Source organism: Pseudactinotalea sp. HY160 (assembly GCF_009372055.1).
Taxonomy (GTDB): Bacteria; Actinomycetota; Actinomycetes; order Actinomycetales; family Beutenbergiaceae; genus HY158.
The window spans coordinates 14,110-35,342 of the sequence record NZ_WHMT01000025.1 but is presented as its reverse complement, the minus strand read 5'-3'; the positions used below and the strand labels follow the sequence as shown (position 1 = coordinate 35,342).

The 21,233-nt window shown below is 72.1% G+C and carries 13 protein-coding genes; 6 read left to right on the top strand and 7 right to left on the bottom strand.

The genetic code is table 11. The annotated features are described in order from the left end of the window. Positions 1 to 59: 59 nt before the first annotated feature. The 5 genes from GCG21_RS15025 to GCG21_RS15005 form a co-directional block, all read right to left on the bottom strand. Positions 60 to 425, bottom strand: a complete 366-nt coding sequence (locus GCG21_RS15025) for a sterol carrier family protein (RefSeq protein ID WP_370517553.1) — start codon at positions 423 to 425, stop codon at positions 60 to 62. Between the two features lie 135 nt (positions 426 to 560). Beyond that, positions 561 to 5,054, bottom strand: coding sequence for an ExeM/NucH family extracellular endonuclease (locus GCG21_RS15020; protein WP_194165130.1), 4,494 nt, complete (start codon positions 5,052 to 5,054; stop codon positions 561 to 563). Positions 5,055 to 5,404: 350 nt separating this feature from the next. Next, positions 5,405 to 6,742 (bottom strand): NADP-specific glutamate dehydrogenase, encoded by a 1,338-nt coding sequence (gdhA, locus tag GCG21_RS15015; protein ID WP_152910487.1) that lies wholly within the window; start codon positions 6,740 to 6,742, stop codon positions 5,405 to 5,407. Between the two features lie 227 nt (positions 6,743 to 6,969). Further along, the gene (gene purL / locus GCG21_RS15010) at positions 6,970 to 9,333 is read right to left on the bottom strand and encodes a phosphoribosylformylglycinamidine synthase subunit PurL (protein ID WP_370517552.1); all 2,364 of its coding nucleotides are present in this window, start codon (positions 9,331 to 9,333) and stop codon (positions 6,970 to 6,972) included. 137 nt (positions 9,334 to 9,470) lie between these two features. Beyond that, positions 9,471 to 10,685 (bottom strand): pyridoxal phosphate-dependent aminotransferase, encoded by a 1,215-nt coding sequence (locus tag GCG21_RS15005; protein WP_370517551.1) that lies wholly within the window; start codon positions 10,683 to 10,685, stop codon positions 9,471 to 9,473. Positions 10,686 to 10,758: 73 nt separating this feature from the next. On the opposite strand from GCG21_RS15005, the gene GCG21_RS15000 reads away from it, so the two are divergent. Beyond that, positions 10,759 to 11,475 carry an MBL fold metallo-hydrolase gene (locus tag GCG21_RS15000; protein WP_227993932.1) on the top strand — a complete coding sequence of 239 codons (717 nt, stop codon included), beginning with the start codon at positions 10,759 to 10,761 and terminating at the stop codon, positions 11,473 to 11,475. Between the two features lie 125 nt (positions 11,476 to 11,600). After that, positions 11,601 to 12,350, top strand: a complete 750-nt coding sequence (locus tag GCG21_RS14995; protein ID WP_152910483.1) for an SDR family oxidoreductase — start codon at positions 11,601 to 11,603, stop codon at positions 12,348 to 12,350. A 97-nt stretch (positions 12,351 to 12,447) separates the two neighbouring features. Here the strand turns inward: GCG21_RS14995 and GCG21_RS14990 are convergent, their stop codons facing one another. Then, on the bottom strand, positions 12,448 to 14,511 hold the full coding sequence (locus GCG21_RS14990) for an acyl-CoA dehydrogenase (RefSeq protein WP_152910482.1): 2,064 nt from the start codon (positions 14,509 to 14,511) through the stop codon (positions 12,448 to 12,450). After that, on the bottom strand, positions 14,492 to 15,193 hold the full coding sequence (locus tag GCG21_RS14985) for a TetR/AcrR family transcriptional regulator (RefSeq protein ID WP_153878908.1): 702 nt from the start codon (positions 15,191 to 15,193) through the stop codon (positions 14,492 to 14,494). The genes GCG21_RS14990 and GCG21_RS14985 overlap by 20 nt, the downstream gene beginning before the upstream one ends. 261 nt (positions 15,194 to 15,454) lie before the next feature. Here GCG21_RS14985 and GCG21_RS16410 point away from each other — a divergent pair, with 261 nt between their 5' ends. From GCG21_RS16410 to GCG21_RS14965, 4 genes are all read left to right on the top strand, one after another. After that, positions 15,455 to 17,461, top strand: a complete 2,007-nt coding sequence (locus GCG21_RS16410; RefSeq protein WP_194165128.1) for a hypothetical protein — start codon at positions 15,455 to 15,457, stop codon at positions 17,459 to 17,461. Between the two features lie 78 nt (positions 17,462 to 17,539). Then, positions 17,540 to 18,856: an acetyl-CoA C-acetyltransferase gene (locus tag GCG21_RS14975; RefSeq protein WP_152910481.1), complete on the top strand. Its 1,317-nt coding sequence runs from the start codon at positions 17,540 to 17,542 to the stop codon at positions 18,854 to 18,856. Then, a complete protein-coding gene (locus tag GCG21_RS14970) occupies positions 18,853 to 20,223 on the top strand; it encodes a 3-oxoacyl-ACP reductase (protein ID WP_152910480.1) in 1,371 nt (456 codons plus the stop codon). Before GCG21_RS14975 ends, GCG21_RS14970 begins: the two co-directional genes overlap by 4 nt. Positions 20,224 to 20,229: 6 nt before the next feature. Then, complete coding sequence (locus tag GCG21_RS14965; RefSeq protein WP_370517550.1) at positions 20,230 to 21,159, top strand: MaoC family dehydratase; 930 nt, start codon at positions 20,230 to 20,232, stop codon at positions 21,157 to 21,159. The last annotated feature ends 74 nt before the right edge of the window (positions 21,160 to 21,233 follow it).

Below are 21,233 nucleotides of genomic sequence, written 5' to 3'. Positions count from 1 at the left end.
CTCCCGGCTCCAGCCCGCTCCCAGGCGGGTCAGGTGGCGCTCTTGGGCCCCGGCGGTCCTCAGGCGGTCGGGATCCGCAGCGGCAGCAGGGCCCCGAGGTCCGCGCGCCGGCCCGAGGCCGCGACCCGGCCGGTGGCGAGCCCGTCGGCCCAGCCGAGGGCGCCGGTGGCCAGTTCCAGCCACGTGGCCATATCGGTCTCGACCGTGTTCGGGGGCGTGCCGCGGGTGTGCCGGGGCCCCGGGATCACCTGCACGACCCCGGCCGGCGGCACGCGCACCTCGACCGATCCACCCGGTGCGGCGTCCGCGAGCAACTCGAGGGTGTACCGCACGGCGGTGCGCTGCTGCGCCGCCGATGCCTCGCCCCGGGACCAGCACCGCAGCGCCGCGATGCCCTCGGCGGGCGAGATTCGTCGTCGTGCCACGCCCCCACCCTAGGCCGCGGCCGCGCGTGGGGCGGCCGCCACTGCGGATCGGCGAGCCCAGCGCGGATGCAGGCGGACACGGGTGCGGGCGGGGAGATGGCCTCCCCGCCCGCGTCCTAGCGGTGATTCACGCGGTCACTCGCCGCCGCCTCCCTTCACGCTGCGCCGCCGGCTCGCCAGCACCGCGGCACCGGCCGCGATGAGGGTGAGGGTGGCGAGCGCCATGAGGGCCGGATCGACACCGGTGTCGGGGAGCGCGCCCGGACCGTTGCCGTTGCCGCCGGCGTCGGCGTTGCCCTCATCGTCGGCCCCGCCACCGGCACCGGCGCCCGCGTCGATCGTGATCGCGACGGTGGCCGTGGTGCCGAGATCGTCGGAGAGCACGAGCTCGTAGCCCGAGACTCCGTCGCCGGCGACCTCCGGCAGGGTGAACGTCACGTGCGCCCGGCCCACCTCGTCGGTGCCGTCGACGATCGCATCGTCCACGTCGAAGGTGCCGAGCACCGCGTCGCCGAGGCTGACGGTCAGGCTCGCCGGCTTCGGCTCGTTCGTGGAGAACGCCCACGAGGAGACGTCGAAGGTGACCTCGTCGCCCGCGCTGTAGGTCGCGGCCGGATCGCTCACCCAGGAGACGCCCACCGCACGCTGGCGGTAGTCCGGGCTGGCGACCGTGTTCTCCTTGAACCAGTCGACCGTGGCTGCGAGGTCCGTGCGACCGGTGTCGGCGGGGTCGGCTCCCTCGGCCAGGACGGTGAAGTTGTCGCCGCCGGCCATGAGGAAGGAGTTCCCGATCACCACGTACTCGCCGGCCGGGTCGAGGGGCGCGCCCTCGAACCACACCTGGGTGATGTGCTCACCCGCGGGCGCGTCCGGGTCGTAGGTGTACGTGAGCGCCTCCGAGACCCCGAGCTTGAGGAACGCCCGGGAGGCGTCCGCCGGCTGCCACTGCTGTTCGAGCACCGCGATGATCTGCTCCCCGGTGAGGGTGGCGGTCATCAGGGTGTTGGCGAACGGCTGCACCTCGGCGGCCTCCTGGTAGGTCACGAGGCCGTCGGCGTCCCCGGTCACGCCCTCCTGGGCGTCGTAGAGCAGATCCGCGCGGATCCCGCCGGGGTTCATGAACGCGATCTGGGCACCGGCCTGCTCGCCGGCCCACAGGTGCACGTCCGCGATGAAGTTGCCGATGGTCGACTCCCCGCCGCGGTTCTCCGACCCGTCGGACTGTCGGGCCCGGTTGAAGTCGGCCGTGATCTCACCGACGGGCACGGAACCGAGTTCGTCGGCCTCCTCCTGCGCCGCCGCCACGATGTCGGCGACGTTCCCGGGCATGTCGGTCACCGGGGTGCACTCGATCGGGTCGGTGCTCGTGCCGAGCGAGATCATCTCGAACTCGTTGCCCACGACCTGGCCGTTCTCCACGTTGAAGGTCAGGTGGCCGAGGTTGGCCCCGTACGAGCCGGTCTGGGTCACCCACATGCCGTCGACGTCCGTGAAGTACATCTTGTGCGTGTGGCCGGAGATGACCGCGTCGAAGCGATCGCCGGCATTGTCGAGCAACTCCCCGAACGAGGTGTCGCCGATATCCGAGAAGTCGCCGGAGGCGGCCCCGTCGTGCACGACCGGGATGATGAGATCGGCCGCGCCGTCGGCGATGAGCTGATCGGCCACCGCGTTGATCGACGCCGAGAGGTTGCGGATGTCCAGGCCCTCGATCCCGTCGGGGTTGACGAGGGAGTGCAACTCGGTGGTGATCCCGCCGATGAACGCGACCCGGATCCCGTCGACCTCCTCGATCACGTACGGCTCGTAGGCGTGGGCGGCGTCGGGGCCCGTGCCGTCGAAGATGTTCGCGGCGAGGTAGTCCCAGTCGGCGGCCGGGATGATCCGGTCGTTCAGGTCGGACTGACCCTGGTCGAATTCGTGATTGCCGATCGCCGAGGCGTCCAGCCCCATCTCGTTGAGCACGTCGATCGTGGGCTGATCCTGCTGGACCGCGGAGACGAACGTGCTCGCGCCGACATTGTCACCGCCGGAGACGAAGAGCATCTCCGGGTTGTCGGCCCGGGCGTTGTCGACGACGCAGGCCATCGCCTCGGCCCCGCCGCCGTCGTACGGGCTCGCCTCGATCCGGCCGTGGAAGTCGTTGATCGAGTAGATGTCGATCGGGCCGGTGTACGGGAGCACGAACGCCGGGACATCCACCCCGACGATCGCCGGGTTGTGGTCGGAGGACCGGAAGGGGTTGTCGCCCTGGAACAGGTCGCTCTCGGTGTAGTTGTACCGCGAGTACTCGCCCAGCACCGACTCCTCGGCGTTGATCGCCCAGATGTCGGAGCCCGTGACCCGGTCCATGGCCGAGTCGTTGGCGAGCACGTGGTCGAGCGAGCCGATCTTGCCGTCGTAGACGTAGCTCGTCTCGCCGTTGTCGATCACGTCGTAGCCGTCGTCGGCGAAGGCGAGGATCGGGTCCTCCATCGTGTAGGAGTTGAAGTCCCCGGCGAGGAAGACGTCGTCGACGCTGTGGTCCGCGGCGTAGGCATCGGAGAAGTCCGCCATCGCCTCGGCCTGGGCGACCCGGGCGTCGTTCCAGCAGCCCTCGGGCCCGGCTTCGACGCCGTCGGGGCAGCTGCCCTTGGACTTGAAGTGGCTCGCGACCACGGCGAACTCATAGTCCGGGTTCCCCACATGGGAGAACACGGCACCCTCGGGCTCACGGGCGTTGCTGAACGCCGCGGAGCCGACGAGGATCGTCGAGGTCTCCGTCTCGAGGTTGAGCGCCGCCGGCTGGTAGATGAAGGCCGGACGGATGACGTCCTGATCGTCCAGCACGGGCTGGTCGGCCGGTGCCGGCGAGGGCACGTAGTCCCACGTTCCCGCCCCGGCATCGGCATTCAGTGCCGCGACGAGCTGGGCGAGGGAGTCGTCCCGGGTGGTGCGGGTCGCATCGTTCAGGGTGGCGGCATCGTTCTCGATCTCCTGCAGCACGACCACCTCGGCGCCGAGGCCGTTGATCGCGTCGACGATCTTGCCCTCCTGCCGATCGAAGCTCGCCTCGTCCCAGGCACCCCGGGGAGCACATCCGCCTCGAACCGTGAGCGGGTTGCCCGCCCGGTCGGTGTAGGCCGTGCATCCGGGAACATCCTCACCGAGGGTGGTGAAGTAGTTGAGCACGTTGAACGTCGCGATCTGGAAGTCCCCGCCGACGTTCTGCGGCGCGGCGTTCGCGGCCCGGGTCTCCCCGCCCACGGTGCTCAGCCAGGGGGCCGCACCGATCTGCGGAGCCGTCGGCTGGAAGTTCCACTGGAAGCGGTAGTCCACGACGACCGGCTGGTCGAACTCGACGCCGACTCCGGTACGGATGTCATGCGTCGTCGCCGACAGATAGGGGACGAGGCCCGTTCCGGTCCGCTCGGACCGTCCGTCGTCGAGCGTGACGGCACGGGCCGCGTTGTCCGCGACCACGGCGGCGAACTCGGGCGTGCCCACGCGGGCGACGTCCGTCTCCTGGATGAGCGGACCGCCGTGCCCGAGCAGCAGGGAGCCGAAGCCGTTATCGCCCCAGCCGCCGAGGTCGTAGGTGTCCGAGATGACATAGCCGGTCGGGGTCACGAGCATGTTCTGGAACACGATCCGGTCGGCCTCGTCGGCCGGCATGACGAAGTCGGGGATCGGCACGACCGCCTCGAACGCCTCGTCGAGCACGGTCCCCTCGCCCGCGGCGACGGTGATTTCGCGCAGCCCGCTGTACTCGCTCAGGTCACCGGTGACCTCGACGAGGTCGCCGATCGCGACGTCGTCCACGGTGCTCGGGGAGTACACGAAGATGCCGTCCGAGGCGGTGCGCGCACTCAGGTCGGTGTCGCCGCCCGTTCCGGCGGTCTGGATCGTGTAGCCGTTGAAGCCGCCGGTCGGGTACACCGCCGTGACGACGCCGCGCGTGGTCACGTGCGGGCTGTCGGCCAGGTAGGTGTCCCAGTTCGCGTTGATGTCGCCGAGACTGCCCTCGACCGGCTCACCGGGCTCCCCGCCGCCCCCGTCGTCCGCAGCGTTGAGCACCCCCTTGCTGTTCTCGAGCGGGCCGGTCCAGACGCCGTCGATCCGCTGGAGGGATTGGCCGATCGGGGTGGAGCCCGGCTCACTCACGCCCACATCGGTCGAATCGATGCCCGCGGCCGGGCCATCACCGGCGGTGATGGATCCCTCGTAGGAGAGGAACTCGACGACATCCCCATCCGCGTCGACGAGAGCGATGCCATCGCTCTCACCGTTCTGGATACCGTTGGCCGGGTAGTCGACCACGACGACACCGGCCGCGGGGATCGGGCTCGGCAGCGCATCCGTGCCGTAGAGGATCGCCGCGTCTGGAGCATTCGACCCGTTGTAGAGCACCAGGGACCAACCGGTGAGGTCGGTGCCGACCGGCCCCTGCACCTCGACGAACTCGTCGACGTCCGTGCTGGCGTTGTCGTAGTGGAACTCGCTGATGAAGACCGAGTCCGGCTCGATCGGATCGACCATCTGCATGGGGACGGCGCCCGCGGCGCTCGTCGTGGCCGGCCCGGCGGTGGCCGGGCTGGCAAGAGCGGGTGTCACGAGCCCGAGGGTCGCCACGGCACATGTTGCTGCCATCGCGACGGACCTGGCTCGACGCACCCCCGGTGCGGTTCTAGACATGTCTTCCTTCGTCCTTGTAGGAAATGGGGGTCTACCAACGTAGGACACCCCGTCGCCCTACGGGTGGAGTTTGCGTAACGAATTTCCCGCATGGGCCCCTCGGCCGCAAGGGATGTCCGCGACTGTTCATCGAGTCGCCCGACACCGTTCAGACATGACGACGGGCGGGTGAACATGTTCACCCGTCCGTCGTGGCCCACCCAGCGTGGAGGGTCGCCCACCCGCGCGGTGGCCATCGGCCCTCACGGGGAGAAGACGGCCGGAGCGGTCGGTGAGCCGACCCCGGGGAGGCGCGCTCCGTCGTCCTAAATCACTCCCAGGGCGATCATCGCGTCGGCGACCTTCGTGAAGCCGGCGATGTTCGCACCGAGCACGTAGTTGCCGGGCTGACCGTACTCCTCGGCGGTCTGCCAGCAGCGATCGTGCAGCCCGGTCATGATCTCGGCGAGCCGGTCCTCGGTGTGCTCGAAGCTCCACGAGTCCCTGCTCGCGTTCTGCTGCATCTCGAGGGCGGAGGTGGCCACGCCGCCGGCGTTGGCCGCCTTCCCCGGGCCGTAGAGCACCCCGGCGTCCTGCAGCAGGTGGGCGCCGTCGGCCGTCGTGGGCATGTTCGCGCCCTCGGCCACGGCGATCACGCCGTTCTTCACGAGGGTGGCCGCATCCTTCTCGTCGAGCTCGTTCTGCGTGGCGCACGGGAGCACGACGTCGGCGGGCACGTTCCAGATCGACCCCTCGCGTCCCAGGTGGGAGCCCGGGCGGCGTTCGACATAGTCGGCCACCCGGCCGCGGTGGCGTTCCTTGATCTCCTTGAGCAGTTCGAGGTCGACCCCCGCCTCGTCCACGACGTAACCGGAGGAGTCGGAGAAGGCCACGACCTTCGCGCCGAGCTGGTGCGCCTTCTCGATGGCGTAGATCGCGACGTTCCCGGAGCCCGAGACCACCACGCGCTTGTCGGCGATAGTCTTTCCGGAGGTGCGCAGCATCTCCTCGGCGAAGAGCACGGCGCCGAAACCGGTGGCCTCGGTGCGCACGAGCGACCCGCCCCAGCTCAGGCCCTTGCCGGTGAGCACGCCGGACTCGTAGCGGTTGGTGATGCGCTTGTACTGGCCGAAGAGGTAGCCGATCTCGCGGCCGCCCACGCCGATGTCGCCCGCGGGCACGTCCGTGTACTCCCCGATGTGCCGGTAGAGCTCGGTCATGAACGACTGGCAGAAGCGCATGACCTCGGCGTCGGTGCGTCCGCGCGGGTCGAAGTCGGAGCCGCCCTTGCCGCCGCCGATCGGCATGCCGGTGAGGGAGTTCTTGAAGATCTGCTCGAAACCGAGGAACTTGACGATGCCGAGATAGACCGACGGGTGGAACCGCAGGCCGCCCTTGTACGGGCCGAGCGCGGAGTTGAATTCGACGCGGAAGCCCCGGTTGATCTGCACCTGGCCGGTGTCGTCGACCCAGGGAACGCGGAAGATGATCTGGCGCTCCGGCTCGCACAGCCGCTGGAGCACGGCGGCGTCCGTGTACTCCGGCTTCTTTCGGAGCACCGGACCCAGAGACTCGAAGACCTCTCGGACGGCCTGGTGGAACTCGACCTCGCCGGGATTGCGGCGGAGTACGAGCTCGTAGACCTTGCTCAAGCCAGCTTCCATGGGATATCCCTCCTTCTGTGCTGCGCGGGACTCTGGAACCAACGCGTGTTCAGCGTTCACAGAATAAACCGTGGAAGACTCCCTGTAGACCACTTGTCCACGGAATGATCAGACTCCCTTGACCCTCCCATGACCTTCGGGGCGGCGCGATCGAGCGGGGAGGATCGGCCACCCACTGCCTGGACCGGCATCGCACCCGGCCCGATGCACGCCCGGCGCGCGCTCGGTCAGCCGAAGATTCGCTCGAGCACGCCCTCGTTCGCGGCACGGAGCTCGGCCACGGTGAGGCGGAACTGCCCCTGGACCTCGAGGGCCGGGTCGCCGCCGGCGTCGTCGGTCACGCCGACGCGCAGGGCCGGGAAACCGCGGGCGCTGCACATGTCCGTGAACCGCACCTCCTCGGTCCGCGGCACCGCCACGAGCGCGCGCGCCGCCGACTCGGAGAACAGGGCGGTCGGGGCGTCGAGCCCGTCGCGGGCGAGGAGCTCGTCGAGCACGATCCGGGCGCCCACACCGTGGCGCAGGACGCCGTCGACGAGGGCCTGGATGAGGCCCCCGCTCGAGAGGTCGTGGGCCGAGTCGACCAGGCCGTCGCGGGAGGCCGCGATGAGGATCTCGGCGAGCTCCTTCTCGGCGGCGAAGTCGACCGCCGGCGGGCGCCCACCCAGATGCGTATGGACGGCGCGCGCCCACTCCGAGCCGGAGAGCTCCTCGGCCGTCGTGCCGAGCAGGTAGAGGGCGAGCCCCTCGGACTGCCAGCCGGACGGGGTCGCGCGGGTGACGTCGTCGAGCACCCCGAGCATCGCCACCACCGGGGTCGGGTGGATCGAGGCGTCGATGTGGCCCGGACCGACCCCCTCGGACTTCGTGGAGTTGTACAGGGAGACGTTCCCGCCAGTCACGGGCACACCGAGTTCGGCGCAGCCGTCGGCCAGGCCCGTGATCGACTGCACGAGCTGCCACATCGCATCCGGGTCCTCGGGGGAGCCGAAGTTGAGGCAGTCGGAGATCGCGAGCGGCTGGGCCCCGACACACGCCACGTTCCGGTAGGCCTCGGCGAGCGCGAGCTGGGCGCCGGCATAGGGGTCGAGCTTGGCGAACCGGCCGTTCGCGTCGGTGGCGAGCGCCACGCCGAGCCCGGTCTCCTCGTCCACGCGGACGACGCCCGCATCGTCGGGCATCGCGAGCGCGGTGTTGCCCTGCACGTACCGGTCGTATTGGCTCGTGACCCACGACTTGGAGGCGAGGTTCGGCGAGGAGATGAGCGTGAGCACCTGCTCGCGGAGCTCGTCGGGGCCCGCGGCACGCGGCAGGTCCTCGGCCCGGTCGGCGCCCAGGCCGTCCTGCCAGGCGGGCTTGGCGTAGGGGCGGTCGTAGACGGGGGTTCCCTCGCCCGCGACCGTGCCCGGGTCGACGTCGACGATCCGCCGCCCGTGGTGGTCGATCGTGAGCCGACCGGTGTCGGTCACCTCGCCGATGACCGCGGTCTCGACCTCCCAGCGACCCGTGATGGCGAGGAACTCGGTGAGCTTGGCCGGAGAGACGACCGCCATCATCCGCTCCTGCGACTCGCTCATGAGGATCTCGCCGGCGGTCAGGGTCGGGTCGCGCAGCAGCACGGTCTCGAGGTCGACGTGCATGCCGCCGTCGCCGTTCGCGGCGAGCTCGGACGTGGCGCAGGAGATGCCGGCGGCTCCCAGGTCCTGGATCGCCTCGACCACGCCCGCGGCGTACAGCTCGAGGCAGCACTCGATGAGCAGCTTCTCCATGAACGGGTCGCCGACCTGCACGCTCGGCCGCTTCGAGGGCTTGTCCGCGTCGAAGGACTGGGACGACAGGATCGAGGCCCCGCCGATGCCGTCGCCGCCGGTGCGGGCCCCGAAGAGCACCACCTTGTTGCCCGCGCCCGAGGCGTTCGCCAGGTGGATGTCCTCGTGCCGGAGGGCACCGACGCACAGGGCGTTGACGAGCGGATTGCGCTGGTAGGCGGGGTCGAACTCGGTCTCGCCGCCGATATTTGGCAGGCCGAGGCTGTTCCCGTAGCCGCCGACGCCCGCGACGACGCCGTGGACGATCCGCTGGGTGTCGGGGTGGTCGACGTCGCCGAAGCGCAGTTGATCCATGACGGCGATCGGGCGCGCGCCCATCGAGATGATGTCGCGCACGATGCCGCCGACCCCGGTCGCGGCGCCCTGATATGGCTCGACGAAGGAGGGGCTGTTGTGGGACTCGACCTTGAACGTGACCGCCCAGCCGTCGCCGATGTCGACGACGCCGGCGTTCTGGCCGATTCCCACGAGGAGCTTCTCGCGCATCTCGTCGGTGGTCTTCTTCCCGAACTGGGCCAGGTGCCGCTTCGAGGACTTGTACGAGCAGTGCTCGGACCACATGACCGAGTACATCGCCAGCTCTGCGGCGGTCGGGCGGCGCCCGAGCAACTCGCGGATCTGCTGGTACTCCCCCTCGGCCAGGCCGAGTTCGCCGTAGGGCTGCGGCTGGTCGGGGGTGTTCGCGGCGTCGGCGACGGTGTCGATCTGGGAGTCGACCTCGCGATCGGTTCGGGGGTCAACGGCTGGGTCGATGCTGGGCACGATCTTCCTCACTGGCAACGGCGGACGACGGTCCCAATCTACCGGGCCGCACCGACGTGCCCGGCCCGCGTCTCACCGTTCACCGTTCCACTCGGTCCGCTCTACGTGCGCTGCCCGCCTCGGCCCGCTCTGCCCACTCAGCTCGCCTGGAAGGCCTCGATCCGCTCGAGCGCCTCCGTGACCGCTTCGGCGCCGGCGGCGAAGGAGAGCCGCACGAACTCACGGCCGTCGACCCGGTCGAAGTCGGTGCCGGGCACGAGCGCGACCCCGTGCGTCTCGAGCAGCGCCGCGCACCACGCCTCCGAGTCCTCGTACTGCCCGAGCGGCACTCCGGCGTAGAGGTAGAAGGCCCCATCGGCCGGGGCGATCGGATCCCAGCCGAGGCGCCGGGCGCCGGCGAGCGCGATCTCCCGCACCCGCGCGAGCTCGGCCACGCGGGTATCGGCCTCCGCGTACGAGGCGCGCCGGAAGGCGGCGACGGCGGCGGCCTGCGCGGGAGCCGGCGGGCACAGGGCGATGTTTCCGGCGAGGGCGTCCACGGGGGCGCGCAGCCGCTCGGGCAGTATGAGCCAACCGACCCGCCAACCGGTCATCCCCCAGTACTTCGAGAACGAGGACACGACGATCGCGTCCGGCTCGAGCGCGAGCGCGCACACGCCCTTGGGCCGCTCCGGATCCCCGGAGGCCTCGGGGCTGCCGTGCCCATAGGTGATGCCGTGATAGATCTCGTCGGAGACGATCTGCACGCCCCGCCTGCGGCTCCACTCGACCAGGGCCGCCATCCGGGCCACGTCGATCATCGTGCCCGTGGGATTCGCGGGCGAGGCGAGGACCAGGCCGGCGAGCTCACCCGAGGCGGCCACGGCGTCGTCCAGAAGCGTGGGAGTGGGCTGGAAGCCGACCTCCGGCCCGCAGTCGAGCTCGACCACCTCGCATCCGAGCGCCGTGAGCAGGTTGCGGTAGGCGGGGTAGCCCGGCCGGGCGAGCGCGACCCGGTCACCGGGATTGAACGCGGCGAGGAACGCGAGCAGGAACCCGCCGGAGGAGCCGGTCGTCACGGCGACGGCCTCGGTCGGCACCCGCAGTCCGTACCAGAGGCGGTAGTGGGCGGCGATCTCCTCCCGCAACTCCTCGATGCCGAGGGCCGGGGTATAGGAGAACTCGGCCTGGGCGCGGTGCAGCTGGGCGGCTCGCCGGTGCACCGCCCCGGGCGCCCCACCCGCGGGCTCACCGGCGCACAGCGAGATGACGGAACGCCCCTCGGCGCGCAACTGGGCCACGCGGTGCAGGATGCGCATGACCTCGAACGGGGGTACCTGGGCGCGGGCCGAGGCCTGCCGGGAAGTGCTCACCCGCCTAGGATACGAACAACCGCCACACCGACCGACGGGAGCATCGATGCTCGAGGTAGTCACGTCCGCCGTGATGAGGACCAATTCCGTGGTGATCTCCCACGGCGACGACGTCATCGTGGTCGACCCCGCCTGGACGACCGCCGAGTTGGACCGGCTGGCCGCGCACCTGCGCGGCCGCAGGGTCGTATGCGGCTGGTCGACCCACGCCCACCACGACCACATGCTCTGGCACCCCGGCCTGGGCGCGGGCCCCCGGTACGCCACGCCCGCGGCCGCCCGGCTCGCGCTCGAGCACCAGCCGAAGCTGCAGCAGGCCGCCACGGCGCACGTGTCCTGGGAACTCGTGCCCCTTGTCGGCCGGGTCGAGGTGTACGAGGGGCGGACCCTCGACTGGGACGGGCCGCGCGTGGAGATCGTGACCCACGACGGGCACTCCCCCGGGCACGGCGCGCTGTGGCTGCCGGCCGAGCGCGTGCTCGTCGCGGGCGACATGCTCTCCGACGTCGAGATCCCGCTGCTCGCCGAGACCGGCCCGGCGGCCTACCGCGAGGGCCTCGCCCGCCTCGAGCCGTACGTGCGCGCGGCACTCGAGGTCGTTCCCGGGCATGGCGGGCGCTGCACGAGCGGGGTGGCCGACTCGCCGATCGCGCGGTGGGAGGCGGACCTGGCCTACCTCGACGCGGTCGAGGCCGGTCGGGGTCACGACGACCCACGGCTCGGCGCCGGTCCGGCCTGGCTCTGGGATGCCCACACGGAGAACCTGCTCGCGGCCGGCCGGCGGCCCTGACCCCTCCGGGCTGCCACGGATTCCCGCGGGGTGCCCCGCGTCGCCGTCGTGCCCACCACCGGGCCTCTGCCCTTCTATCCCGGGTGATCTCGGCGGGTCTACGCTCGACAGTGGTTGGAGGAGTGATGAAGGTAGCGATCATCGGGGCCGGCGTCTCGGGCAGGGCGATCGCGCGGGAGCTGACCGGGCGCGGGGTCGACGCCCGGACGTACTCCCGCTCCAGCGGATTCGACGTGACGCAGGCCGGCACCGCCGCTCGCATCCCCGCGGTCGACGCCGTCGTCGAGGCCACCGGCACGGTCGCGATGGGCGGTCGCGCCGCCGGGGAGTTCTTCACCGCCTCGACCCGGACCGCGGCGGCGGTGGCGCGGGCCTCGGGGGCCCGGCACGTGCTGCTCTCGATCCTGCACTGCGACGCCCCGGCCGTGCGCGGCTTCGGCTACTACGCGGCGAAGGCGGCCCAGGAGCGGGTGGCGCGACAGGAGAGCGAGAACCTGACGATCGTGCGCACCACCCAGTGGTTCGAGTTCGCGCGCCAGACGCTCGCGCGGTCCCGGATCGGGCCGCTGGCGTTCGTGCCCGCGATGCTCGTCCAGCCGATCGCCGTCGACACGGTGGCCGGCGTGATCGCCGACGTGGCGACCGGCGCCCGCACCGGCCCACTGCACGAGATCGCCGGTCCCGAGGTGATGACCCTGCGCGCCCTCGTCGGCCGGTTGCCGGCGCCCGTCGACGGGGAGCATCTGCTGCGCGTGCCGGTTCCGCTGCCCGGCCGGTTCGGCCGCGCGTTCCGCACCGGCGCGCTCATCGCGGCCGCCGACACCGAGATCCTCGGTCCCACGCTCGCGGAGTGGCTGGCCACGCAGGCCGATTGAGCGACGCCGCTCCCGCCGGGAGACCAGTGCGCGCCGGCGACCCGTCTCACCCGGTCTCGACGCCGGCCCGCGCGAGGCGAGCGGGCGTCGTCCTTGATCAGGCGGAGCGCGCCCGGACGTGCTTCTCGAGGATCGGCTCCCCGCCCGAGGCCCGCAGCCGCCGCTGGTACTGGCGCGCCTCGGACTGGCGCTCCGCCTCGACGCCGGTCCCGATCGGGGCGCCGATGTGGGCGGGGCTGTAGCCGAACGCGTCGACGAGGTCGAGGGCGTGGTCGCGCAGGCGCGGCAGCAGCCGGTTGATATAGGCGGTCACGGCGGCGGCCCGCTGGGCGGAGAGGCGCCCGTGGATGAGGTACCAGTCGAGGTGCTCCTCGATGAGACCGAGCCCGAACAGGTCGCGCAGCCAGGTCATCACCTTCCGGGTCGCGGGGTCGGCGATCCCGTTGAGGGCCTCGGTGAACGCCTCCCACTGGAGCAGTTCCCCGTGTGCGCGCGCGGCCGCGATGAGCGCGTCCTGGTGGGAGTTGAACATCGCGGCCGCCTCCGCCGCGGGGGCGCCGGAGACGGTGCGCAGGTCGCCCGCGATCTCGGCGATCATCGCCTCGACCCGGTCCTCGAGCAGTTCGCGCTGCACGCCCGCGTCGCGCACCTCGTTGACCGACCGGGCCGCCGAGCCCCAGTCCTGCATCGACTGGGCCGCGCGCCGCAGCGGGGTGCGGTGCAGGGTCATGTCGGCGGCGCGGTCCGCGACATACCGGACGGCGCCCGCCACGTCCATCGTCGCCATCGCCCGGCCGTAGTCGGTGAGCAGGCGCTTGCCCACGAGCTGGAGGAGCACGTTGTTGTCGCCCTCGAACGTGACGTAGACGTCCATGTCGGCGCGCAGGCCCGTGAGCCGGTTCTCGGTCATGTAGCCCGCCCCGCCGCATGCCTCGCGGCACTCCTGCGTGACCTCGAGCGCGAGCCAGGTACTCAGCGGCTTCGAGGCGGCCGCGAGGGTCTCCACGTCCTGCCGGTCCTCGTCCGTGTCGTGGATCCCGGCGAACACGTCGTGGAACCGCTCGAGCAGCTGGTTGTGCATGAACTGGGCCGCGTAGGTGCGCGCGACGAGCGGCAGGAGCCGGCGCTGGTGGCGCTGGTAGTCGAGCAGCACGGTCTCGCTGTTGTCGTCGGCGCCGGCGAATTGACGACGCTCGCTGCCGTACCGTACGGCCGTCGCCAGGGCCATCTTCGCGGCCACCGTCGCGGCCCCGGAGAGTGAGACGCGGCCCTGGACGAGGGTGCCGAGCATCGTGAAGAACCGGCGGCCCGGGCTGGCGATCGGCGAGCTGTAGGTGCCGTCCGGGGCGACGTCCCCGTAGCGGTTGAGCAGGTTCCGGCGGGGCACGCGCACGTGATCGAATGCGAGCCGGCCGTTGTCGATGCCGTTGAGCCCGCCCTTGAGCCCGTCGTCCTCCGCCTGGACGCCGGGGAGCAGGTCGCCGACCGTGCCGTCGGCGGCGAGCTGCCGGATCGGGACGTAGAACGCGTGGACCCCGTGGTTGACTCCGGCGGTGACGAGCTGGGCGAAGACGACCGCGGCGGCCCCGTGGACCGCGGCGTTGCCGAGGAACTCCTTCCACGCCGCCCGGAACGGGGTGTGGAGCACGAATTCCTGCGCGGCCGGGTCGTAGGTGGCAGTCGTGCCGAGGGAGGCGACGTCGGATCCGTGGCCGATCTCGGTCATGGCGAACGCCCCGGGCACCCGCAGGCTCATGATGTCCGGCAACAGGCGGTCGTGGTGCTCCGCCGTGCCGAGATGGAGCACCGCGGAGCCGAACAGGCCCCACTGCACGCCCGCCTTGATCTGCATCGACGGGTCCGCGACGGCGAATTCCTCGAAGCCGGCGATGTTGCCGCCGTGGTTGTCCTCGCCGCCGAGGTGCGTGGGGAACGCCCGGGCCACGAGCCCCCGGTCCACGAGTTCGTGCAGCTGGTCGAGCACGCGTTCGCGGTAGTCGTCGAGCGGCTGCCCCTCGATCTTGCGCAGGGACTCCCCGAGGCAGACGTCGCGGATCTCGCGGCGCTGGTCGGCCCAGCGCCCGTCGAGCAGGTCGGACAGCTCCCGATGGTCGAGGTGGTCGAGGCGGGCGGTCCGCGGCTCAGGCATGGTCGGCTCCATTCGAGAGGCTCGAGGGGGTCGAGGTGGACGAGGGGACCGAGGGGGTCGAGGGGACCGAGGGTGCCGGCGGCTGGGCGGTCCCCCACCACAGCCACGCGGTGATGTGATCGGTCAGCTGCTCGGGACTGCTGCGGTAGCGGGTCGGCTCGGCGAGCCAGGCCTCCCCGGCTCCGCGCACGAATCCGACCATGCCGGCGGCCCACATGTCGGCCAGCCCCGCGTCGTGCCCGGCGCCCGCGAGGAGGGTCGCGAGCGGCTCCGCCACGAACGCCGTGACCCGCGACAGGAAGGTCTGCATCGCCGACGGCTGGGAGTCCGGATGGGTCACGAAGCGGTACACGTTCGGGGAGTGGGTGAGCATCTCGACGTAGACGCGCACCATCGCGGCGACCTGGTCGCGCGGGGCCGGGGACTCCTGCGCCGCGCTGGCGAGCGCGTCGGCGAACTCGTCGAGCACGTCGATCCCGACGGCCGCCCGCAGACCCGTCTTGTCCGTGAAGTAGCGGTAGACGATCGATTTCGAGGTGCCCATGGCCGCGGCCATCTCGTCCATGGACAGGTCGGGCCCGCGGTGGTGCACGGCCCGGCGGGCGGCGCGGCAGAGGTCGGCGCGCCGCTCGGCGCGGTGCGTGGCCCAGCGGGTGGAGCGGCCATCGCGGTCGGCATCGGTGACGAGGTTCACAGACCGAGAGTATCAGGTACCAGCGGTCCCATGAAGGTGCCGGGCGGGCGCCGACGCATCGTCGACGGCCTGTGGACACGCGCCCCGTGAGACGCGCCGTCCCGAACCTCGGACCGGCCCGCGCGCTATGCACATCCTGTGGATAACCGTGTGGACAACTTGTGCACGCAGATGGTCGGGCGTCTAGAGGTCAGGCCGGACGGCAACCGGTGGCGCGGCGTAGGGTGGGCTGTTCCGAGAACCGAACCGCGGGGGTAGTCCGTGAGAATTCGATCAGTCGCCGCCGGCCTCCTCGGGGCGAGCCTGAGCCTCGGGGCGACCCTGACGCTCGCCGCATGCACCGAGACCAGTGGACCCGAGCCCGGGCCGAGCACGCCCGAGACCGCGCAGGCACCGGTGCCCGCGGCCGTCGCGCAGTTGCCGGACGAGCCGTACACGGTCGTCGCCGCGTCGGGATCAGACTCCGACGACCCCGAGGAACCCGAGGAGCCCGATCAGCCCGATGCAGCCGCCGAGGCCGCCGCGATCGAGGCGGCACTCGCCTCGAGCCGGCTCCTCTTCGCCTCCGCCGAGGTCGCGCTCCTCGCCCCGGCCGGCGATCCGGTCGCGACCCTGCGCGCCGGGGCGACCGCCGCCGCGCTCGGGGCGCCGCTCCTCCTCACCCCGCAGGCGGGCACGTCGGCCCCCGAGCAGGACGGCGGCACCTCGCCCACCGAGCCCAGCGGGCCCAGCGGGCCCAGCGGGTCCACCGAGCCCAGCGGGTCCACCGGGTCCACCGGGTCCACGGAATCCACGGAGGCCACGGAGGCCACGGAGGCCACGGAGTCCACGGAGTCCACGGAGTCCACGGAATCCACCGAGCTTGCTGACCTCGCAGCGGAGCTCGATCGACTCGGGGCCGGTTCGCTCCTCACGTTCGGCCAGGCCTTCGGTGTGGCGACCGCCGCCCTCGGAGACGGTCGGAGCATCGCGGCCGCGCCGACCGACACCGGCGAGCTCGCCGCCACGCTCGGCCTCGACCTGAGCGAACCGGCACCGGGCGACGCCGACCCGGCCCCCGCCGATGGCCTGGCGGCCCTGACGACCCTCGCCTCCCTCGAGGAGGGCGAGGTGCCGGCGGCCGGGCCGGGCGCGAGCAACCAGGCCGCCGATCCGACGAACACAGCCGGCCAGAACGACAAGACCCATCCGAGCGGCCGGGCCGACCTGAACGGCCCGGCCGACCTGCCCGCACTCCTTCCCGGCGAGCGCGTCGACGGGCTCGAGGTGCTTGTCGACGACGATCCGGCCCAGGTGGGCGCGCTCGCCAACGCCCGGGCCGCGGGCGCCGCGGTGGCGATCGTGCCCGGCGACCCCCGGGGATCGGCGGCACGGATCAGCGCCCTGGGGGAGGCCGCCGCCGTCGTCGGCTTCGGCGACGGCTACGGCGACACCGAGACGTTCGCGTGGCAGGTCGCGACCGCCGCCACGGGAGTCGAGCTGCCCGGCGGGGGTCAGCTCGTGTTCGATCACAAGCGCTACGTCGCCCTGTACGGCAGCCCTCATTCCGACCAGCTCGGGATCCTCGGCCATCAGGACCTGCCGCACACCATCGACCTGGCGGCCGACTACGCCGCGAAGTACGAGGGCCTGACCGACGAGGCGATCGTGCCCGCACTCGAGGTGATCGTCACCGTGGCCTCGGGTTCCGCGGGCGGCGACGGCAACTACTCGAACGAGTGGCCCGCCGAGGACTACCTGCCGATGATCGAGGCGGCCGCGGAGGCCGGACAGTACGTCGTGCTCGACTTCCAGCCCGGCCGCACGAACTTCCTCGACCAGGTCCGCGACTACTCCGAACTCCTCACCCACCCGAACGTCGGGATCGCGCTCGATCCGGAGTGGCGCCTGAAGAAGGACCAGGTGCACCTGCGCCAGATCGGGACCGTGACCGCCGCCGAGGTCAACTCGGTGATCGACTACGTCGCCGACTTCGTGCGCGAGCGCGACCTCCCCCAGAAGATGGTCGTGCTCCACCAGTTCCAGCGCCGGATGGTCTCCGACCGCGCCGACCTCGACCTGAGCCGCTCCGAGGTGGCCGTGCTCGTCCACGCCGACGGCCATGGCACGCCCGGGGCCAAGCTCGCCACGTGGGAGAACATCCGGTCCGGCGCCCAGCCCGGCCTGCACTGGGGCTGGAAGAACTTCCTCGAGCGGGACACCCCGATGCTCACGCCCGCGCAGACGTACGCGATCGACCCGACCCCGGACTTCGTCAGCTACCAGTGACCCGGTTCACAGACCGCCGGTACCGGGTACCATCGGTCTCAGGAATACCCGGAGTGCCCCGAGCGAGTGAGGAACGCCATGTCAGTTGTCACCCCACCGAGGCGCGCAGCGATCCTCGGCGGAAATCGGATCCCGTTCGGCAAGGCCGGGGGCGCCTACGCCGGCGCCTCGAACCTCGACCTGCTCACCGCCGCGCTCGACGGGCTCATCGCCCGCTTCTCCCTCCAGGGCGAGCGCCTCGGCGACGTGAGCGCGGGCGCGGTGCTCAAGCACAGCCGCGACTTCAACCTCACCCGTGAGGCGGTGCTCGGCACGACCCTCGACCCGCACACCTCGGCCTTCGACGTGCAACGCGCCTGCGCCACGAGCATGGAGGCGGCCTGGTCGGTCGCCAACAAGATCGCCCTGGGCCAGATCGAATCCGGGATCGCCGGGGGCGTCGACTCCACCTCGGATGCGCCGATCGTCGTGAGCGACCGGCTCCGCCGCGCCCTGCTCAAGCTCTCCCGCGCGACGACCCTCGGCCGGCGCGCCCGGGTCCTCGCCACGATCTCCCCGCGGGACCTCGCCCCCGTGGCCCCGAGCGTGAACGAGCCGCGCACCCACCTGAGCATGGGCGAGCACCAGGCGCTCACCACCGCAGCCAAGGCCATCACCCGCGCGGACCAGGACCAGCTCGCCCTCGACTCCCACCGCCACCTCGCCGCCGCCTACGAGCGCGGCCTCTTCGACTCCCTACTCACCCCCTACCGCGGCCTCACCCGCGACGAATCGCTCCGGGTGGACACGTCGATGGAGAAGCTCGCGACGCTCTCCCCCGTCTTCGGCACGTCGGGCGAGGACCCGTCGATGACCGCCGGGAACTCGACCCCGCTCTCGGACGGCGCGGCGACCGTTCTGCTCGCGAGCGAGGCCTGGGCGCAGGCGCGGGGCCTGCCCGCCCTCGCCTACGTCGTCGACGCCGAGGCGGCCGCGGTCGACTTCGTGCACGGGTCCGAGGGTCTGCTCATGGGCGGGGCCTACGCCGTGCCGCGGCTGCTGCACCGCGCCGGGCTCACCCTCGCCGACTTCGACTTCGTCGAGATCCACGAGGCCTTCGCCTCGACCGTGCTCGCCACGATCGGGGCCTGGGCCGACGAGGACTTCAACCGGCGCGCCTTCGATGCCCCGGCGCTCGGTGAGCTGGACCGCAGCCGGCTCAACGTCGCCGGCTCCTCCCTCGCCGCCGGCCACCCGTTCGCGGCCACCGGCGCCCGCATCCTCGCCACGCTCGCGACCCTACTCGCCGAACGCAAGGCCACGGGCCCAGGCGCGCCCGATCGGCCCGTGCGCGGGCTCATCTCCGTCTGCGCGGCGGGCGGTCAGGCCACTGCGATGATCGTCGAGGCGGCATGAGCGACACGTACCTCGACCTCGTCAACTCCGGTCCGGCCGCGAAGCTCGCCAAGGCCCTCGGCCTCCCCCGCCCCGTGCCGCTGCGCCGGCAGGGATTCGACGCCGGCCCCGCGCGGCCCGCGGCCGACGGCCCGGTCGTCGTGCTCGGCTCCGGCGACGACGCGGACTCGGTCGCGACCATGCTGCTCGACCGGGGCCTCGACGTGCGCCGCACGGCCCCGCAGGACGGCTCGCCCCGCGTGGCCGCGATCGTGCCGGTGTTCACCGCGTTGTCCGCCCCGCAGGAGGCCGGGGAGACCACCCTCGCGATCGGCGGGATGCTCCGCTCGCTCGCTCCGCACGGCCGGATCGTCTCGATCTCCCGCGATCCCGCCGACGCCCAGGGCGACGCGGCTCCCACGTGGGCCGCCGCCCAGGGCGGGGTGGCCGGCATGCTCCGCTCGCTGGCGAAGGAGCTGCGCGCCGGCGCGACCGCGAACGGGATCGTGCTCGCCGCCGGCGCCTACACCGACTCCCCCTCGGTGTCCGCCACGCTCGCCTTCCTCCTGTCCACCCGCTCGGCGTTCGTCGACGGCCAGCTGCTCGAGGTGTCCACCGGCCGGGGGCACGAGCCTGCGGACGACGCCCTCCCCCTCGCCGGGCGCGTCGCCGTGGTCACGGGCGCGGCCCGGGGCATCGGCGAGGCGATCGCGCGCGTGCTCGCCCGCGATGGGGCCCACGTCATCGGCGTCGACGTGACGGCCGCCGGGGAGTCGCTCGCCGCCGTGATGAACCGGATCGGGGGCACCGCGCTCCAGCTCGACATCACCTCCCCCGAGGCGGGTCGGCGGATCGCGGACCTGGCGAGCGCTCGCTACGGGAGGCTCGACATCGTCGTCCACAATGCCGGGGTGCTACGCGACAAGCTGCTCGCGAACATGAGCGCCGAGCAATGGGATGCCGTCATCGGCGTGAACATCGCCGCACAGCTCGCGATGAACGAGCACCTGCTCACGCGCACCGACCTCGCCCCGGACGGGCTGCGGCTCGCCGCGCTCGCCTCGACCTCGGGGATCGCCGGCAACCGCGGCCAGACGAACTACGGCTATTCGAAGGCGGCCGTCATCGCGATGACCGAGGCGCTCGCGCCGCGGCTGGCGGGCACCGGCGGCACCGCGAACGCCGTGGCCCCGGGGTTCATCGAGACCGACATGACCGCGAAGATCCCGCCGATCCCGCGGCAGATCGCCCGGCGCGTCAACTCCCTCCAGCAGGGCGGCCGGCCGATCGACGTGGCCGAGGCGGTCGCGTTCCTCGTCTCGCCGGGCGCGGGCGGCATCACGGGGCAGACGCTGCGGGTGTGCGGGCAGAACCTCGTGGGGCGGTGACGGCCGGTGGACACGAACGGCCGGACCGGCACACCCGGGACGGGCGGCGCGAGTGACACCGTGCTCCCGGCGCTGCCGAGCCTCGCCTCCCTCTACGGCGGGGCGCTCGGGCGCTCGGCGCGCGCGGCGATGCTGCGCACCGACCGGCCGCAGCTGCTGCCGAACGTGGTCTACCGCGTGGACGACGTCGGCGTGGATCCCGCGCGACTCACCCGCTACCAGCACCTGGTGGGCGAGTCGGGCCGGGACGTGCTGCCGGCCGGGTTCGTGCACGTGCTCGGCTTCCCGCTCGCGGTGCAGGTGATGGCCCGGCACGACTTCCCGCTGCCGCTGCTGGGGATGGTCCACATCGCCAACCGCGTGGAGGTCGCCCGACCGCTCGACCTGACCGACGCGCTCACGGTGCGGGCGTGGTCGCGGAACCGGCGGCCGCATCACCGGGGCACGCAGGTCGATCTCGTGGTCGAGGTGACCGAGACGGGCGACACCGATCCCCAGCCCGCGTGGCGCGGCGTCTCGACCTACCTGGCCAAGGGCGTGCGGCTCGAGGGTCTCGAGGCGGCGCCGGAGCCCGTGCGTCAGGCGCCGGGCGAGCTCCCGGTGACGGCCCGTTGGGAGCTCGGGGCGGGGGTCGGCCGCGAATACGCCAGGGTCTCCGGCGACGTCAACCCGATCCACCTCTCGTCGCTGTCGGCCAAGGCGTTCGGGTTCCCGCGGGCGATCGCGCACGGCATGTACACCGCCTCCCGGGCGCTCGCGCTCGTGGGTCCGCGCCGGGGCGAGTCGTTCGCGTGGACGACCGAGTTCGCCGCTCCCGTGCTCCTGCCCGGCCGGGTCGAGGTGAACGTGACCGAGACCCCGGACGGGTTCACCTACGCGGGGTGGGGCCGGAAACCGAACTTCACGGGCGCCGTCCATAGGCTTCGACCGCACTGAGGGTGCCGGCGCCGACGACCCGGCGGGCGTCGGCACTCGACCTCAGGCCCGAACGCGCCCGGTTCAGGTCGGCA

What these genes read in the sequence shown, in the direction of transcription:
- GCG21_RS14975 (WP_152910481.1), top strand. Translation starts at nt 17,540, where the DNA reads ATGTCAGTTGTCACCCCACCGAGGCGCGCAGCGATCCTCGGCGGAAAT.
- GCG21_RS15020 (WP_194165130.1), bottom strand. Translation starts at nt 5,054, where the DNA reads ATGGCAGCAACATGTGCCGTGGCGACCCTCGGGCTCGTGACACCCGCT.
- GCG21_RS14970 (WP_152910480.1), top strand. Translation starts at nt 18,853, where the DNA reads ATGAGCGACACGTACCTCGACCTCGTCAACTCCGGTCCGGCCGCGAAG.
- GCG21_RS15000 (WP_227993932.1), top strand. Translation starts at nt 10,759, where the DNA reads ATGAGGACCAATTCCGTGGTGATCTCCCACGGCGACGACGTCATCGTG.
- gdhA (WP_152910487.1), bottom strand. Translation starts at nt 6,742, where the DNA reads ATGGAAGCTGGCTTGAGCAAGGTCTACGAGCTCGTACTCCGCCGCAAT.
- GCG21_RS14995 (WP_152910483.1), top strand. Translation starts at nt 11,601, where the DNA reads ATGAAGGTAGCGATCATCGGGGCCGGCGTCTCGGGCAGGGCGATCGCG.
- GCG21_RS14990 (WP_152910482.1), bottom strand. Translation starts at nt 14,511, where the DNA reads ATGGAGCCGACCATGCCTGAGCCGCGGACCGCCCGCCTCGACCACCTC.